This is a genomic window from Shewanella sp. S23-S33 (assembly GCF_043359565.1).
Classification (GTDB): domain Bacteria; phylum Pseudomonadota; class Gammaproteobacteria; order Enterobacterales; family Shewanellaceae; genus Shewanella; species Shewanella oncorhynchi.
In genome coordinates, this window is the sequence record NZ_JBHFFD010000019.1 from 56,424 (window position 1) to 74,380 (window position 17,957).

Genomic DNA, 17,957 nt, shown 5'->3' on the forward strand with positions numbered 1-17,957 from the left:
GGCGTCATCGAATTAATTGAGGTCTAGTATGGCTAACGCCGATCCCTTGTTGTTAGTGTTAAAGCTTGCCAATGATGCCGAAGAACAAGCGGCTTTATTGTTAAAATCTGCGCAGTTAGAGTGTCAAAAACGGTTGAATCAACTCAGTGCTCTAAATAACTATCGCTTAGAATACATGAAGCAAATGCAATCCCAGCAAGGTCAAGCCATTAGTGCTAGTCACTATCACCAGTTTCACCGTTTTATTCGTCAGATTGATGACGCTATTATCCAGCAAAATCGCGTCGTAGCCGACGGTGAAAAGCAAAAAGAATATCGACAACAACATTGGTTGGAAAAGCAAAAAAAACGTAAGGCAGTAGAATTACTCTTAGCCAGTAAAGAGAAGAAGCGTCAAGTGGTTGAACAAAAAAGGGAGCAAAAAATGACCGATGAATTTGCTTCCCAGCAATTTTATCGCCGTCATCAACGTTAGTGAAATGATAGGCATCTTTACTGCTCGCGAGCCGGATAGGCTCTTTAGTTTTTTGTATTGATGGCATAAGCATCAATTTGACACCTCCCAGAGTTAATTCTTTTCGATATGCTGTCGTAAAACCTGATGTTTTGGCATCTTATTTGCTTTGATTTAGTCCATGACCCTGCAACCGCAGTGTTTAATTGACGTTTCTACCTAGCCATTTTCTTTTTTGCTGGGTGATGTTTGGGAGCACTTATGCAACAAATGACCAATATCCTGTTAAGTAAAACAGGCAACTCTGCGGCCAATTCCGCTAAGACATCTTCCCAAGAGTCTAATAATGAAGACTTTTCATCTACACTTGCGTCAGCCACCGCTAGCTCATTTTCTATTTCTGCGTCTAAAAAAACCATTGCTAACACTGATGATACTGTGCAGGTTACCTCTGCTGATAAAGTAAAAGATGACGATATATCAACTGATGACGCCGACGTAAATCTCATTTTTGCCCAAATTAGCATGGCAAATGATATGAAGAAAACGGCATCTGATGGAGATAGTTTGCCGCTAGCATTTTTAAATGCTGAAGAAGATATAACTGGTGAAGAAAATATTGATACTTCATCAGCGTTATTAACCGGCTCAGCATTGGCATCTACTGTTTCTGATAATTCAACATTGGCATCTACTATTTCTGCTGATTTAGCATTGGCCTCTACTGTTTCTGCCGATTCAGCATTGGCCTCTACTATTTCTGCTGATTCAGCATTGGCACCTACTGTTTCTGATAATTCAACATTGGCACCTACTATTTCTGCTGATTCAGCATTGGCACCTACTGTTTCTGATAATTCAACATTGGCACCTACTATTTCTGCTGATTTAGCATTGGCATCTACTGTTTCTACTGTTTCTACTGTTTCTACTGTTTTTGCTGAGATTGAACTGGCATCAGATATAGATGAAGCTGGTTTTTCTGCTGAATTACAAAAGTTAGTTTCTACTAGCCCAGATATGGCAGCAATTTCATTCGCAGATGACGTGAAACCATCTTCTTTGACTGATAAGTCACTCGTACATATTCTTCCCATAGACCCAAATATACTTGAAGCGTCAGCGGATAGTGATGCTGTGATTGATCCAAATTTGACCGATGACGCTTCAGAATTACCTTTAGAAGACACTGAGCTTGTCTCTGCCACTGAAGTCGGGGTGAGTATAGATGAGTCTTTAGTTGAGAATGAGGTCACACTTAATGCTGTGATTAATCAAGCGGGCTTAGCGAACAGTGCAACGATAAAGTCGGCAACCAACACTGCGGCAAAAGCAACGACTAGCAGCTCGACAGTGAATAGTCCCAATACGGGTAATATCGCTACCTCGGGAAATACTTTCGACCTGAATACCTTAGGCTCTTCAATTTCATCTGAACCATTAGGTACAACATCTGTAACAGAAAGTGATCTTGATGGGAGTCCCAATTCCGATTTGGCTGCTAACCTATTACTGAAAGATGCTAAATTAACGGTTGCGATGGATATTCCCAGAGACGAAAGTTTTATGGATGATAGTAATACTTTCTCAGAACTTAAGTCGACATCATCCATACAGACACTCTCGATGTCACAATTAAATCGCCAAGAAACCATGCAAGTTCAGCTGTCATTGCGTCAAGGAGTAGAACAGCAAAACCAAATGCAGGAGATGATCCAACGATTTTCACCTGTGATGAAGCAGCAATTGATTACTATGGTGAGTCAAGGCATCCAACATGCGGAAATCCGGCTCGATCCACCTGAACTTGGGCATATGTTGGTAAAGATCCAAGTGCATGGCGACCAAACCCAAGTACAGTTTCATGTTACTCAGCCGCAAACGCGCGATCTGGTTGAACAAGCTATGCCAAGATTACGTGAGTTATTGCAAGAGCAAGGGATGCAGTTGGCTGACAGCCATGTTTCTCAAGGCGATCAAGGTGAGCGTCGGGAAGGTAGTTTCGGTGATGGCGGCAGTTCAAATGCGGCTGATATGGATGAAATCTCGGCAGAAGAGTTACATTTAGGTTTAAATCAAGCGATTAGTGTAACTTCAGGTATAGATTATTACGCTTAAGCAGGTAACCTATAGCGATGACTGACATAATTACGTTTCAAATAAAACTGTAATGAGTTTCCGCCTAAATTAAAGAGAATAGTGATGGCTAAGGAAGAATCGTTAGAACTTGAAAGTACTGAAGAGCCTAAGAGTAAGAAGAAACTATTTATTTTTGCTGGTCTAGGCGTTTTAGTCGCGCTGTTAATCGGTGGCGGCGTCTGGTTCTTTATAGGAAGCGGTACCGAAGAGGTTCCCGCCGTAGCTGCCGATGGTGCAGTTCAGGCTGAAGTTCCAGCATCAGGAGCAGTGGCTACCGCATCATACGTGCCTATGCCGCGTCCTTTCTTATTCAACTTACCTGGGCCTGATAGGGCTCGTTTAGTTGAGATTAAAGTGCAGCTTATGGTGCGTGGTACCGATGATGATGTGCTAACACAAAAACATATTCCGCTGATTGAAGATGCGCTTTTAACGACCTTTAGTGGTGCAGATGTGCAAAAGCTCAGCACGCAAGCGGGGAAGGATGAGTTACGGCAGTTAGCACTTCTGAGTGTGCAAAATACTCTACAGTCAGTAACTGGGCGTAAAGTTGTCGAGAAAGTACTATTTACCGGTTTTGTAATGCAATAATCCTTTAACTTCAGCACCAAAAGAGGCGAAGGCAATATAGTGAGTGATTTATTAAGCCAAGACGAAATTGATGCGCTATTGCACGGGGTTGATGACGTCGATGATGACGAAATTGACGCTGTTGGAGAAGATGCCCGTTCCTACGATTTCTCTTCCCAAGATCGAATAGTTCGTGGGCGTATGCCGACGCTGGAAATCGTGAATGAGCGTTTTGCGCGCCATTTACGCATTAGTATGTTTAATATGATGCGCCGAGCGGCCGAAGTGTCGATCAACGGTGTACAGATGCTCAAGTTTGGTGAGTACGTACATACGCTTTTTGTGCCAACTAGCTTGAATATGGTGCGTTTTAGCCCACTCAAAGGCACAGCATTGATCACCATGGAAGCGCGACTGGTATTTATCCTAGTGGATAACTTCTTTGGTGGCGATGGGCGTTTCCATGCCAAGATTGAAGGGCGAGAATTTACGCCGACAGAAAGACGAATCGTACAGTTACTGCTTAAGATTATATTTGAAGATTATAAAGATGCTTGGGCGCCCGTAATGGATGTTGAGTTTGATTATTTGGACTCTGAAGTCAACCCCGCCATGGCGAACATTGTTAGTCCTACCGAAGTTGTGGTGATTAATTCCTTCCATATTGAAGTCGATGGAGGCGGTGGTGATTTTCACATCACTATGCCTTACTCCATGATTGAACCTATCCGAGAGTTACTCGATGCGGGTGTGCAAAGTGACAAGCAAGATACTGATATGCGTTGGTCACAGGCATTGCACGATGAAATCATGGATGTGAAGGTTGGGTTCGATGCCAATATTGTTGAACATGAATTAACGCTCAAAGAGGTCATGAATTTTAAAGCGGGCGATATTATTCCGATTGAGTTACCCGAGTTTATCATGATGAAAATCGAGGATTTACCGACATATCGTTGTAAAATGGGCCGTTCTAGAGATAACCTAGCACTTAAAATATGTGAGAAAATCCCTCGGCCAGAGACAGTTAAATCTGAGCTGCAATTGGTGACGCGTAAGGGTAAATCTCGTGATATATCAGAATTATAAGGTGAAGTAAGATGAGCACAGACGATACGGATGATTGGGCTGCAGCAATGGCAGAACAAGCGTTAGAAGAAGCCAACGCAATTGAACTCGATGAGCTGGTTGATGATTCAAGACCTATTTCTAAGGCTGAAGCGGCTAAGTTAGATACAATTTTAGATATTCCTGTCACCATTTCGATGGAAGTGGGCCGTAGCTATATTAGTATTCGAAACTTATTACAACTTAACCAAGGTTCTGTGGTTGAGTTAGATAGAGTCGCAGGTGAACCGTTAGATGTGATGGTCAATGGCACGCTTATAGCTCACGGTGAAGTGGTGGTGGTAAACGATAAATTCGGTATTCGCTTAACGGATGTGATCAGTCAAACTGAGCGAATTAAAAAGCTTAAATAATACGAGATGTAAAAGTCGTTGGAACTTTAAATGAGCACATCGGTAATACAGAGTTTAGTGGTAGCGGTTCAAGCGAGCGCAGATAGCCTCGGTGGGGAAGGCGCAGCGAATATTGCTTCAATAGCGCCTGCTGCTACAAAAATGGCAGAACCTTCTCAAGTTGCGACCTTAGCAAGTATGTTAGGTGGCTTGATTCTGGTTTTATTATTAATTTTCGCGTTAGCTTATTTACTGAGAAGGTTTAATTTGGTCCCCACGACCAATGGCGTACTAAAGACCATTGCTGTGACTTCCCTCGGTCAAAAAGAGCGTTTAGTCTTGGTTCAGGTGGGCGAACAGCAATATTTGCTTGGGGTTAGCTCGCAGCAGGTGAGTTTGATTGATAAGTTAGCGGAACCTATCCATCTAGAAGCTGATTCGTTTGCGAGTCGATTACGTCAGGCGAAATTAAAACAATGACAACACGTATCCTCGCGTTAGTTGGGTTAGTTATGCTGTTATTGATGCCGTCAGCATGGGCCGCAGATGGTGTCTTACCTGCTGTAACAGTAACAACGGCGCCAGACGGCTCAACGGAATATTCGGTCACAATGCAGATTTTACTGCTGATGACATCGCTGAGTTTTTTACCTGCGATGCTCATCATGTTGACCTCTTTCACGCGGATTATCATTGTCCTGTCGATATTACGCCAAGCCATTGGATTACAACAGACTCCATCTAATCAAGTCTTAATTGGCATGAGTTTGTTCATGACTTTTTTTATCATGGCACCGGTATTCGACCGGATTTATGATGAAGGGGTGAAGCCTTATATCGATGAGCAATTAACCTTGCAGCAAGCGTTTGATAAAGGGAAAGAGCCGCTGAGAGGCTTTATGTTGGGCCAAGTAAGAACGACGGATTTAAAGACCTTTATTGAGATTTCTGGCTATAAGGATATTAAGTCTCCCGAAGAAGCACCTATGAGTGTGTTAGTGCCCGCTTTCATTACCAGTGAGTTAAAAACCGCATTTCAGATTGGCTTTATGCTATTTGTGCCTTTTTTAGTACTCGATTTAGTGGTGGCGAGTATCTTGATGGCTATGGGTATGATGATGTTATCTCCCATGATAGTGTCGCTGCCGTTTAAGATCATGTTGTTTGTGCTCGTAGATGGTTGGAGCTTAGTCCTCGGGACATTAGCGAATAGTTTCGGATAGCCAAGGGAGAGTAAACACATGAGTCCTGAGGCGCTAATTGATATTTTTCGTGAAGCTCTCGCTGTTATCGTCATGATGGTGTCTGCTATTGTGTTGCCAGGGCTGGGAATTGGGCTAATCGTTGCTGTGTTTCAAGCGGCGACTTCTATTAACGAGCAGACCTTAAGTTTCCTTCCGCGTTTGTTAGTGACACTTTTTGGCCTAATGTTTATGGGGCACTGGTTAGTTGAAACCCTGATGGACTTTTTCATCGAGATGGTGAATCGCATTCCTCAAGTGATAGGCTAACGCGATGGAGCTGCTGCTCGATACCTTAATGCAAACCATTGCCGCTTATATTTGGCCATTGTTCCGCGTCGCGAGCATGTTGATGGTCATGGTGGTATTTGGGGCGGCAACGACACCAACTCGAGTGCGTTTATTATTGGCGATGGCAATTACCTTTGCGATAGCACCCGTTCTTCCTCCAACTCAAAATGTGGATTTATTTTCGTTAAGCGCAGTATTCATCACGGCGCAGCAAATTATTATCGGTGTTGCCATGGGGTTTGTGACTCAAATGGTGATGCAAGTCTTTGTGCTCACTGGACAGATCATTGGTATGCAGACCAGTTTAGGCTTTGCCTCTATGGTTGATCCCGGTTCTGGCCAACAAACACCCGTTATTGGTAACTTTTTCCTTTTATTGGCGACATTGATTTTCTTAGCTGTGGATGGCCATCTTTTGATGATCCGTATGCTAGTGGCAAGCTTTGAAACTTTGCCGATTTCTAATCAAGGCTTAACACTGACAAGTTATCGATCGCTGGCTGATTGGGGGTCGTATATGTTTGGTGCGGCACTCACTATGTCGATATCTGCGATTATCGCCTTGTTATTAGTCAACTTGTCCTTCGGGGTCATGACCCGCGCCGCGCCACAATTGAATATTTTCTCTATTGGTTTTCCGATCACTATGATTGGTGGACTGTTTATTCTGTGGTTAACCCTAACACCGGTAATGGCACACTTCGATGAAGTATGGTCGACGGCTCAAGTGCTGCTTTGCGATATGTTAGCGCTCCAATGTAACGCTGATGGCTTGATATGATGGGATTAGGAGAAGCCCATGGCTGAAGAATCAAGTGATGAACGTACAGAGGAACCCACGGGGAGGCGTCTAGAACAGGCGCGAACAAAAGGACAGATTGCACGTTCGAAAGAACTTGGAACTGCAGCGGTATTAATTTCGGCAGCATGTGGGTTTTATATGCTAGGCCCAAGTTTGGCCATTAGCCTAACTCGGGTGTTTGAAATTGTATTTACCATGGATAGGGCGCAAATTTTTGATACGAATGAAATGTTCAAAGTGTGGGGCGTTGTTGCGAGTGAAATAGCCTGGCCCATGGCTAAAATTATGCTACTGATTGTGGTTGTTGCGTTTATCGGTAACGTCTCTCTTGGAGGGATCAATTTTTCGACCCAAGCTATGATGCCAAAAGCCAGTAAAATGAGTCCCCTTGCTGGTTTTAAACGCATGTTTGGTGTACAGGCTCTGGTTGAACTCACCAAAGGCATTGCAAAATTTTCGGTAGTAGCGTTTTCTGCTTATTTTTTATTAAGCTTCTATTTCAATGACATCATGTTGCTGTCTAGCGACCATCTTCCAGGTAATGTTTACCATGCATTAGATTTGTTGGTTTGGATGTTTATCCTGTTATGTTCCTCGATTTTGTTTATTGTCGTCATCGATGTGCCGTTCCAAATTTGGAATCACAACAAGCAACTTAAGATGACCAAACAAGAAGTAAAAGATGAATATAAAGATACTGAGGGTAAACCTGAGGTGAAAGGGCATATACGGCAGATGCAACGTGAACTAGCACAAAGGCGTATGATGGCTGAAGTGCCAAATGCCGATGTGATTGTCGTTAACCCTGAGCATTTTGCCGTTGCGATTAAATACGATGTGCAGCGCTCTGCGGCTCCCTTTGTGATAGCGAAAGGTGTTGATGATGTGGCCTTTAAAATACGTGAGATTGCCCGCGCGCACAATATTGCGATTGTCTCGGCCCCACCACTTGCAAGGGCGATTTACCATACGACTAAGTTAGACCAGCAGATCCCTGAAGGTTTGTTTACTGCTGTCGCACAGATTTTGGCTTATGTATTCCAGCTGCGCCAATATCAAAAAGGACGCGGTCGTAAACCTATTCCTATCCCACTTAATCAACCTATACCAGATGAATTGAAATATTGAACCACTAGTCTCAGATGGTAGTCATTGGTAAAGCTGATGATGTCGAGTTCATTTGTTTTTTATGGCTAATTTTATGTATATCAATCAGTCACAGTACATATCTTTCCTTCATTAATGGCTTTAATCTTGTTGGCGCGTTTTTTGCTTTATGCTATTACACGTCAAAGTTTAGGTTATAGCGAATGGATGTTAAAGCGACTCTTGGTCAAGTAAAACAAATTAGGCTCAGCACTTTTAAAGGCATTGGCACGCCGGTGGTTGTGCTTGCTGCATTGGCCATGATTGTTTTACCTATCCCTCCATTTCTATTAGACATACTCTTTTCATTCAACATTGCGTTAGCTCTCATTGTATTGCTGGTGGCTATTTATACCGATAGACCCTTAGATTTTGCTGCCTTCCCAACTGTGTTACTGGTGGCGACATTATTACGTCTTGCGCTCAACGTTGCCTCTACTCGTGTGGTTTTACTTGAGGGTCATAATGGCGGTGATGCCGCGGGTAAGGTGATTGAAGCCTTCGGTTCTGTGGTGATCGGTGGTAACTATGCCGTTGGTCTAGTGGTATTTATCATTTTGATTATCATCAACTTTGCGGTGGTGACTAAAGGTGCAGGTCGTATCGCAGAAGTCAGTGCCCGCTTTACCTTGGATGCTATGCCTGGTAAGCAAATGGCAATCGATGCTGACTTAAATGCTGGAACCTTAAATCAAGACCAAGCGAGAATACGCCGTGCCGAAGTGACCCGGGAAGCCGATTTCTATGGTGCGATGGACGGTGCGTCCAAATTCGTTAAAGGGGATGCGATTGCCGGTATCATGATCTTAGTGATCAACATCGTAGGTGGTTTCATCATAGGGATTGTGCAGCATGGCTTAAGTTTCTCTGAAGCGGTTGAAATTTATACCTTACTGACTATCGGTGATGGTTTAGTGGCGCAGATCCCTGGTCTATTATTGTCAATCGCCGCAGCCTTGATGGTGACTCGTCAAAACGAGTCAGGTGATATGGGCCAAATGATGATGAGTCAGATGTTTGACAGTCATAAGTCATTGGGTATCGCCGCCGGAGTCCTGTTTGTAATGGGTATTGTTCCTGGTATGCCGCACATGGCGTTTTTAAGCTTTGCCTTTATGACTGCTGGTGCAGCTTATTTTGTTTATAAACGAAATGAAAACAAACGTCTTAAAGCGCTAGAACAAGTGAAATCGGGTCCAATAGAAAGACAAGATAAAGAGCCTAAAGAGCTAGGTTGGGACGATGTACATCATGTTGATACTATTGGTCTTGAGGTTGGATATCGTTTGATCCCTCTGGTTGACAAGGGCCAAGGTGGCGAGTTACTAAGCCGCATTAAAGGCGTGCGTAAAAAGTTGTCTCAGGAACTAGGCTTCTTAGTGCCCGCGGTGCATATTCGCGATAACTTAGATTTATCGCCTAATGCGTATCGCATTTCATTAATGGGCGTCGTCGTCGGAGAGGCAGATATTCGTCATGATTGCGAATTGGCGATCAACCCTGGTCAAGTCTATGGCAAACTCGATGGTATCGAAACGCGCGATCCCGCTTTTGGCCTAGAAGCGGTATGGATCGCTCCTGAGTTACGTGAGCACGCACAAACATTAGGTTATACCGTCGTCGATGCCGCCACTGTTGTTGCAACTCATATTAGTCAATTACTCACAAATAATGCCGCTAAGTTGTTAGGCTACGAAGAAGTGCAACAACTGATGGATATGCTTGCGAAACACTCACCTAAGCTGGTTGATGGCTTTATTCCAGATATCATGCCACTAGGACATGTCGTAAAAGTGATGCAGAACCTATTAAATGAAGGGGTTTCAGTTAGAGACTTGCGTACTATAGTGCAAACTTTGTTAGAATATGGCACTAAGAGCAATGACACTGAAGTCTTGACTGCCGCTGTACGTATCGCTTTGAAACGTATGATAGTTCAGGAAATCTCAGGCCCAGAGCTCGAAATCCCCGTCATTACTTTGGCGCCAGAGTTGGAACAGATGTTGCATCAGTCAATGCAAGCAACCGGTGGTGATGGTCCTAATATTGAACCCGGTCTTGCAGAACGCATGCAGCAGTCCCTTGCCGATGCGGCTCAGAAGCAAGAAATGGTCGGACAACCCGCCATATTGTTGACGTCAGGTATGTTACGCGCGACGCTGTCACGCTTTGTTAAACATACTATTCCTAATCTCAGAGTCATTTCATATCAAGAAATACCTGATGAGAAGCAAATACGTATCGTATCTGCAGTCGGCCAGTAGAGGACGCATAAGTGAAGATTAAACGATTTTTTGCCAAAGACATGCGCGCCGCACTGGCCCAAGTGAAAGAAACACTCGGCTCAGATGCCGTCATTATGTCAAATAAAAAAGTGAACGGTGGCATCGAAATTGTCGCTGCCGTTGACTATGACGAACCTAAAGCGAAAACTGCAGCCACTGCGCCAGCACCGACCTTTATGGACGTGAGCGACGATCTCGTGTCCTTAGGTGCTAAGCAGCCAGTTCGTGTAGAAACTCGCGCTAAGCCAGCCGCACCAGCAGACTCATTACAAGCCTTACTTGAGAAGCAGCAAAGCCGTTTGAATCAACAAATGTCACATCAGCAAGTTGATGCCGAGTTACCAGCATGGGCTAAGAGCTTACAAGCCCCTACTGCTGTGAAACCAGAACGTCGTGAAGCGCCTTCCTCGTTTGATAAAAAGCCACAAACATCACAGAAACAAAGTGCTGATATTGAGGCTATGCGTGATGAATTAGCATCACTGCGTAATTTACTGACACATCAAGTATCCTCCTTGATGACGGAACATAAAAAACGCATCGATCCCGTCGGTGCTATGCTCGAAGCCAAATTGCTTGAGGCTGAATTCTCCCCTGCGGTTGCGAATAAATTAGCCGCGCTGAGCCAGCATTATACGCCGGCTGAATTAGTCAGAGCATTACCACAAAGTCTCGCTAATATGCTTGACAATCAGGGTGATGACATTGTGAAACAGGGCGGGGTGGTTGCATTAGTTGGTCCTACTGGCGTTGGTAAAACAACGTCATTAGCTAAACTTGCTGCCCGTTTTGCGGCACATCATGGTGCTGAACATGTTGCTTTAATTACCACAGATCATTATCGCATCGGAGCCTATGAGCAATTAGCAACTTATGGCAAAATAATGGGCTGCCCAGTAAAGCAAGCTCATGATCTAAATGAATTAGAGCAAATTCTCTATCAGTTTAGGAATCGCAAGCTAGTATTGATAGATACGGCTGGCATGGGACAGCGAGATATGCGCCTTTACCAGCAACTTGATAATTTAACTGCAAATAGCAGGATACCTATCCGCAGTTATCTGGTACTGTCTGCGACAGGGCAGCGCCGTGTGCTGCAAGATGCAGTCAATCATTTTAAACGCATTCCCCTATCTGGTGTCGTTCTCACAAAACTCGATGAATCTGTGTCGTTAGCAGGGGCATTAAGTGTGTTGATCCAAAACGGATTACCATTAAGTTATATTACTGATGGACAAAGAGTTCCTGAAGATATGAAAGTTGCGGATACCCTAGATTTAGCCCAGCAGGCACTCGCAGCGTTAGATAGTACAGAACAACAATCATTACAAGACACAGCGTGGTCAGATAATATGGCCTGTGCATTTGAGTAGATTTATGACCCTGGATCAAGCAAGTGGTTTACGTATGATGAATCAACCCTATAACGAAAAAGTGAAAGTAATCGCGGTCACTGGTGGTAAAGGAGGCGTGGGTAAAACCAGCGTTTCTATTAATACTGCTGTGGCATTAGCCGAAAAAGGCAAGCGTGTCTTGGTACTTGACGCTGACCTTGGCTTAGCAAACGTCGACGTCATGCTGGGTATTCGTGCCGAGCGTAACCTCTCTCATGTTCTCTCTGGTGATGCAGAGCTTGACGATATTATCGTGCGTGGTCCTAAGGGGATAGGCATAGTACCTGCCACCTCAGGAACACAGGGGATGGTGGAATTAAGCCCTGCGCAACATGCTGGATTAATCCGTGCATTTAGTGAGATGCGGACTCAGTTTGATATTCTAGTCGTAGATACTGCGGCTGGGATCTCAGATATGGTGCTCAGTTTCTCACGTGCTTCGCAGGATGTGTTAGTCGTTGTTTGTGATGAACCCACTTCGATTACCGATGCCTACGCCCTGATTAAAATTCTCAGCCGTGAGCATGGTGTGTTCCGTTTTAAAATAGTTGCCAATATGGTGCGTAGTTTACGCGAAGGTATGGAATTATTTGCTAAACTCAGTAAAGTGACCGACAGATTTTTAGATGTTGCACTTGAATTAGTCGCCACGATTCCATTTGACGAAAATTTACGTAAATCTGTTCGTAAACAAAAATTGGTGGTTGAAGCTTATCCTAAATCACCAGCGGCGATTGCGTATCAAGGATTGGCAAATAAAATTTTGAGCTGGCCTGTGCCGCAGCAACCTGGTGGGCATTTGGAGTTTTTCGTTGAGCGTTTAGTACAACGACCAGATTTTCAAGAGGAAAAAACGAGTGAATAAAGCCGCTGCGTATACTTGTTTAGACAATAAATCGTCGATCGTTGAACAGTATGCTCCGTTGGTTAAAAGAATTGCGCATCATTTACTCGCCAGACTACCTGCATCTGTGCAGTTAGATGATTTACTCCAAGCTGGGATGATGGGGTTACTAGAAGCATCATCCAAGTTTGATGGTGGCAAGGGTGCGAAATTTGAAACCTTCGCCGGCATACGCATACGTGGAGCCATGTTAGATGAAATTCGTCGTGGCGACTGGGTCCCTCGTTCCGTTCATCGTAACAATCGTAAGGTTGCACACGCTATTGATGAGTTAGAGCAAGAACTGGGCCGTGATGCACGCGACACAGAAATTGCAGAAAAACTTGATATGACGCTCGATGAGTACCATCATATTCTTAACGATGTTTCTGTCGGAAAAATCATAGGGATAGAAGATTTAGGCGTATCTCAGGATATACTTACAGTGAGTGATCGGTCCGATGATGATTCATTTGAAGCATTAGCTGAGAACCAATTTCATTCTGCTCTGGTTGAGGCAATTAAATTATTGCCTGAAAGAGATGCATTAGTGTTATCCCTGTACTACGATGAAGCATTGAATTTAAAAGAGATTGGCGCCATTCTTGAAGTCAGTGAATCGCGGGTTAGCCAGATATTAAGTCAGGCAATGTTGCGATTGAAAGCTAAACTCAAGCACTGGACATAAGTATAATTATTAATCGAGCACAGAATGTCAGCTCACCGGAGGAAACCTTGGACAAGAATATGAAGATTCTCATTGTTGACGATTTTTCGACAATGAGGCGTATCATCAAGAACTTGTTGCGAGACTTGGGGTTTAATAACACCCAAGAAGCAGACGATGGCTCAACAGCCCTGCCGATGTTGCAAAAGGGGGATTTTGATTTTGTTGTTACAGATTGGAATATGCCTGGTATGCAAGGAATCGATCTGTTAAAAGCAATTCGCGCTGATGATTCGCTGAAGCATTTACCCGTATTAATGGTGACTGCTGAAGCAAAACGTGAACAGATTATTGCTGCCGCTCAAGCGGGAGTGAATGGTTATGTGGTTAAGCCTTTTACCGCTGCAACGCTGAAAGAGAAGTTAGATAAAATATTCGAACGACTCGCTTGAGCAAGGATGAGCTATGAAGTCACAAACATCAGGGCTCATCACGCTCGAGCAAGCTCAGCACTTAGTTGAATTATTAAGTGCAGGTGAGCAAAGTCAGGCAGATGATTTATTTCGGGAGCTTGCTGCTCCACTGCAACGAGAATTATTCGAAGAAGTAGGTAAATTAACTCGGCAACTTCATAGTGCGCTGATGGATTTTCAAGTTGATAATCGTCTTGCTGAATTAGCCAATACAGAGATCCCCGATGCCAAGCAACGTTTAAATTACGTTATTGACATGACCGAACAAGCTGCAAATAAAACCATGGATGCGGTTGAAGAATGTTTACCTTTGGCTAATGCCGTGACCGTAAATATTCAAAATGTCATGCCATCTTGGGACAGATTAATGCGACGCGAGATAGCGCTGACTGAATTTAAGGGCCTTTGTCACGATGTACAAGACCTTATGTCTCGTAGTGCAAATGACTCGACTCGATTACGTGAATTGCTTAATCAAATTTTGATGGCGCAAGATTTTCAAGACTTAACAGGACAAATAATACGTCGTGTTATTGATCTAGTAATGGAAGTAGAAAGTAATCTGGTTTCTATGCTGACGGTATTTGGTGAGCAACCTATGATTGAAAGTCAGATTGCTCAGAAAAATAATATTGAAGCAGAAGGCCCGATAATGAATGCCGAGCTTCGTCAAGATGTGGTAACGGGTCAAGACGAAGTGGATGATCTTCTATCGAGTCTGGGTTTCTAACTGGGAGTCAATTTGATGGCCTTTGATGTAGATGAAGAGATACTCCAGGACTTTTTAATCGAAGCCGGTGAAATTTTAGAGCTTCTGCAAGAGCAACTCGTTGCGCTTGAAAATAATCCTGATGATACTAACTTGCTGAACGCCATTTTCCGAGGTTTTCATACCGTTAAAGGTGGTGCTGGCTTTCTTAGCTTAACTCCCATGGTTGATGTTTGTCATGAGGCTGAGAATACCTTCGATTTATTGCGGACAGGTAAGCGTAGCGTTAACGCAGAGTTGATGGATATTATTTTGCAGGCTGTTGATGCAATTAATACCATGTTTGCGCAAACCCAGCAGGGCGAACAACAAGATCCCGCCGATTCAGGTTTGTTAGCGAGACTTAAAATGCTCAGTTCAGGTGCGCCTTTGCCATCTGAAGTCGCTTCCGCCAAGGTTGCAGAGCCAGAATCTGTTGTTGAAGTCATTATTGATACTCCTACCCTTCAAGAAATCCCTGCAGATATAAGTGATAACTCATCTTCCATTGAAAATACATCTTCAAGTATCGATGATATCAATGATGCTGAATTTGAAGCTTTATTGGATGCGCTTCATGGTTCAGGAAAGGGACCTGCGGTCGCTGCTACCACATTTGTATCTGAGCCTGTTGCTGTCAAGCCTGCTGCACCAATTAAAACACCTTCAACATCAGGTGATGACATCACTGATGATGAGTTCGAAGCGTTACTGGATGAACTTCATGGCTCAGGTAAATTTAAAGCTGAGGCTGAAGTGCCTGTTAAGCCTAAGGTTGTGGCAACACCTGCGCCTCAACCGATTGTAGATGCTGATGAAATTACCGATGATGAGTTTGAGCGATTACTCGATGAACTCCATGGGAAAGGCGGAGCACCGGCTAAAGCTGAAGTAAAATCGCCTACGCCCCCTGTTTCGTCTGTAGCACCTACTGCTGCACCACATGTTCCTGCGCCAGTTAAAGCCGCAGTACCAGCTCCTGCTCCAGTCGTTGCTGCAAAACCTAAGGTGGAAATTGCGGTTGTCGATAAAGCACCTGCTAAGGCTAGCTCTGCGAATGTACCTCAGGGTGAAACAACAGTACGTGTAGATACCGCACGACTCGACCAGATCATGAATATGGTGGGTGAGTTAGTGTTAGTGCGAAATCGATTGGTGAGCTTAGGCATCAGCCGTGATGATGAGGAGATGTCGAAAGCTCTCGCGAACTTAGATCTCGTTACTGCCGATTTGCAAGGCGCTGTGATGAAAACCCGTATGCAACCGATCAAGAAAGTGTTTGGTCGTTTCCCTCGGGTGGTACGTGATCTTGCTCGTACACTAAACAAAGAAATTGATTTGATCATGGTCGGTGAAGAAACTGACTTAGATAAAAACCTCGTTGAAGCGCTTGCCGATCCACTCGTCCACTTAGTGCGTAACTCTGTTGACCATGGTATCGAGATGCCAAATGAGCGTGAAGCTAGTGGTAAGCCAAGAACGGGAACTATTACCTTATCAGCAAGTCAGGAAGGCGACCATATACTGCTGAAAATCGAAGACGATGGCGCAGGCATGGATCCTGAAAAACTCAAAAAAATCGCCATAAATCGTGGTGTGCTCGATGAAGATTCTGCTTCGCGGATGACAGACAGCGAAGCCTATAATTTGATTTTTGCACCAGGTTTTTCAACTAAAGTTGAGATTTCAGATATTTCAGGCCGTGGTGTTGGGATGGACGTGGTAAAAACTCGTATCACCCAGCTGAATGGCACTGTACATATTGATTCCATGAAAGGTAAGGGAACGATACTTGAGATTAAAGTACCGTTAACACTGGCGATTATGCCTACCTTAATGGTTGATGTCGCTAAACAAGTGTTTGCATTACCTCTATCTAGCGTGAATGAGATTTTCCATCTCGATCTCACAAAAACCAATATTGTTGATGGGCAACTGACTGTCATAGTGCGTAATAAGGCAGTACCTTTGTTCTATTTGGAACACTGGCTACATAGAAACAAAACGACCTTTAAACATGGCGATAAAAAGCATGGTCATGTAGTTATCGTGCAATTAGGCATGATGCAAATTGGTTTTGTAGTGGATGCCTTAATAGGACAAGAAGAGGTCGTTATTAAACCTCTTGGCGCTATGTTACATGGCACACCTGGGATGGCTGGTGCGACAATTACATCGGATGGTGGTATTGCACTGATCTTAGATGTTCCTGGATTGCTAAAGCATTATGCGAAAAGTAAGAATTAGTTTCCAAGCTAAGGAATGGAATGGCCATTAAAGTATTAGTCGTTGATGACTCAAGTTTTTTCAGACGACGTGTTAGTGAAATAGTCAATCAAGATCCTGAACTGGAAGTTATCGCGACGGCCTCAAATGGGGCCGAAGCGGTGAAGTTGGCTGCTGAGCTTAATCCCCAAGTTATCACTATGGATATTGAGATGCCTGTCATGGATGGTATTACTGCTGTTCGTGAGATCATGGCTAAGTGTCCGACTCCGATCTTGATGTTTTCTTCTTTAACCCATGATGGCGCTAAAGCAACGTTAGACGCTTTAGATGCTGGTGCATTAGATTTTCTGCCTAAACGTTTTGAAGATATTGCGACCAACAAAGATGATGCCATTTTATTGTTGCAACAAAGAGTTAAGGCATTGGGACGACGCAGAATGTTTCGTCCGATTGCACGTCCTGTGGTCGCGTCAACACCTAGTGTGCGTCCAACAGGTAGCGTTTTAGGTACAACAAGTATATCGGCTCATACGCCTGTCGCAGCTCCTGTTAGAACGTCAACGGCAACGACGATTCGTGCAAGTGGTAAGCAGTATAAATTATTGCTGATCGGTACATCTACTGGTGGTCCGGTTGCGCTGCAAAAAATACTCACGCAGTTTCCAGCAAACTATCCGCACCCAATTCTATTAATTCAGCATATGCCAGCAGCTTTTACCCCTGCATTTGCGAGTCGTTTAAATGGCTTATGTAAGATTGAAGTAAAAGAGGCCGCTAATGGCGATCTTCTTAAACCGGGTTGTGCATATTTAGCGCCGGGGGGGATGCAAATGATGGTTGAACGTACTGGAGCAAGTGGCCGATTAAAAGTTATCGCAGGCAGTGTTGATATGAATTATAAGCCCTGTGTGGATATCACTTTTGCTTCTGCTTCTAAAGCCTTTAGTGGTGATGTGCTTGCTGTTGTATTAACTGGCATGGGGGCGGATGGCAGAGAAGGCGCACGTATGTTGAAAGCTGTAGGCGCAACCATTTGGGCGCAAGATGAAGCCAGTTGTGTGGTTTATGGTATGCCACAAGCCGTTGCGAGTGCAGGGATTGCCACCCAGTCGATAGCCTTAGACAACATGGCCGAATGTATTTTAAAAGAGTCTGTTCGTGTCTAAAAATCAATA

18 protein-coding genes are annotated in these 17,957 nt (G+C 44.0%); all 18 read left to right on the forward strand.

The genetic code is table 11. The features are described from left to right. Positions 1-28: 28 nt before the first annotated feature. The 18 genes from fliJ (at position 29) to ACHA99_RS05350 (ending at position 17,948) form a co-directional block, all read left to right on the forward strand. Positions 29-475 (forward strand): flagellar export protein FliJ, encoded by a 447-nt coding sequence (fliJ, locus tag ACHA99_RS05265; RefSeq protein ID WP_028761186.1) that lies wholly within the window; start codon positions 29-31, stop codon positions 473-475. A 240-nt stretch (positions 476-715) separates the two neighbouring features. Continuing rightward, a complete protein-coding gene (locus tag ACHA99_RS05270; RefSeq protein ID WP_393941505.1) occupies positions 716-2,572 on the forward strand; it encodes a flagellar hook-length control protein FliK in 1,857 nt (618 codons plus the stop codon). An 84-nt stretch (positions 2,573-2,656) separates the two neighbouring features. Further along, positions 2,657-3,184, forward strand: a complete 528-nt coding sequence (gene fliL / locus ACHA99_RS05275; RefSeq protein ID WP_393941507.1) for a flagellar basal body-associated protein FliL — start codon at positions 2,657-2,659, stop codon at positions 3,182-3,184. A gap of 39 nt (positions 3,185-3,223) precedes the next feature. Next, entirely contained in the window at positions 3,224-4,252 is a 1,029-nt protein-coding gene (gene fliM / locus ACHA99_RS05280) for a flagellar motor switch protein FliM (protein WP_105251943.1), read from the forward strand. Between the two features lie 11 nt (positions 4,253-4,263). Then, on the forward strand, positions 4,264-4,644 hold the full coding sequence (gene fliN, locus ACHA99_RS05285) for a flagellar motor switch protein FliN (protein ID WP_028761182.1): 381 nt from the start codon (positions 4,264-4,266) through the stop codon (positions 4,642-4,644). Positions 4,645-4,674: 30 nt separating this feature from the next. Then, on the forward strand, positions 4,675-5,103 hold the full coding sequence (gene fliO, locus ACHA99_RS05290; RefSeq protein ID WP_105251944.1) for a flagellar biosynthetic protein FliO: 429 nt from the start codon (positions 4,675-4,677) through the stop codon (positions 5,101-5,103). Next, positions 5,100-5,846, forward strand: coding sequence for a flagellar type III secretion system pore protein FliP (gene fliP, locus ACHA99_RS05295; RefSeq protein WP_028761180.1), 747 nt, complete (start codon positions 5,100-5,102; stop codon positions 5,844-5,846). Before fliO ends, fliP begins: the two co-directional genes overlap by 4 nt. A gap of 18 nt (positions 5,847-5,864) precedes the next feature. Continuing rightward, entirely contained in the window at positions 5,865-6,134 is a 270-nt protein-coding gene (gene fliQ, locus ACHA99_RS05300) for a flagellar biosynthesis protein FliQ (RefSeq protein WP_012587225.1), read from the forward strand. 4 nt (positions 6,135-6,138) lie between these two features. Continuing rightward, complete coding sequence (fliR, locus tag ACHA99_RS05305; protein ID WP_028761179.1) at positions 6,139-6,936, forward strand: flagellar biosynthetic protein FliR; 798 nt, start codon at positions 6,139-6,141, stop codon at positions 6,934-6,936. Between the two features lie 18 nt (positions 6,937-6,954). Continuing rightward, positions 6,955-8,085, forward strand: a complete 1,131-nt coding sequence (gene flhB / locus ACHA99_RS05310) for a flagellar biosynthesis protein FlhB (protein WP_393941510.1) — start codon at positions 6,955-6,957, stop codon at positions 8,083-8,085. Between the two features lie 182 nt (positions 8,086-8,267). Then, positions 8,268-10,367: a flagellar biosynthesis protein FlhA gene (gene flhA / locus ACHA99_RS05315; RefSeq protein WP_028761177.1), complete on the forward strand. Its 2,100-nt coding sequence runs from the start codon at positions 8,268-8,270 to the stop codon at positions 10,365-10,367. 11 nt (positions 10,368-10,378) lie between these two features. Then, positions 10,379-11,761, forward strand: a complete 1,383-nt coding sequence (flhF, locus tag ACHA99_RS05320; protein ID WP_393941512.1) for a flagellar biosynthesis protein FlhF — start codon at positions 10,379-10,381, stop codon at positions 11,759-11,761. 4 nt (positions 11,762-11,765) lie between these two features. Then, a complete protein-coding gene (locus tag ACHA99_RS05325) occupies positions 11,766-12,647 on the forward strand; it encodes a MinD/ParA family protein (RefSeq protein WP_006082389.1) in 882 nt (293 codons plus the stop codon). Then, on the forward strand, positions 12,640-13,353 hold the full coding sequence (locus tag ACHA99_RS05330; RefSeq protein ID WP_028761175.1) for an RNA polymerase sigma factor FliA: 714 nt from the start codon (positions 12,640-12,642) through the stop codon (positions 13,351-13,353). The genes ACHA99_RS05325 and ACHA99_RS05330 overlap by 8 nt, the downstream gene beginning before the upstream one ends. Positions 13,354-13,400: 47 nt before the next feature. Next, a complete protein-coding gene (cheY, locus tag ACHA99_RS05335) occupies positions 13,401-13,784 on the forward strand; it encodes a chemotaxis response regulator CheY (RefSeq protein WP_007649667.1) in 384 nt (127 codons plus the stop codon). A 13-nt stretch (positions 13,785-13,797) separates the two neighbouring features. Further along, on the forward strand, positions 13,798-14,535 hold the full coding sequence (locus tag ACHA99_RS05340) for a protein phosphatase CheZ (RefSeq protein ID WP_028761174.1): 738 nt from the start codon (positions 13,798-13,800) through the stop codon (positions 14,533-14,535). 15 nt (positions 14,536-14,550) lie between these two features. Next, positions 14,551-16,800 carry a chemotaxis protein CheA gene (locus ACHA99_RS05345; protein WP_393941517.1) on the forward strand — a complete coding sequence of 750 codons (2,250 nt, stop codon included), beginning with the start codon at positions 14,551-14,553 and terminating at the stop codon, positions 16,798-16,800. 20 nt (positions 16,801-16,820) lie between these two features. Further along, a complete protein-coding gene (locus ACHA99_RS05350; protein WP_393941519.1) occupies positions 16,821-17,948 on the forward strand; it encodes a chemotaxis response regulator protein-glutamate methylesterase in 1,128 nt (375 codons plus the stop codon). Positions 17,949-17,957: the final 9 nt, after the last annotated feature.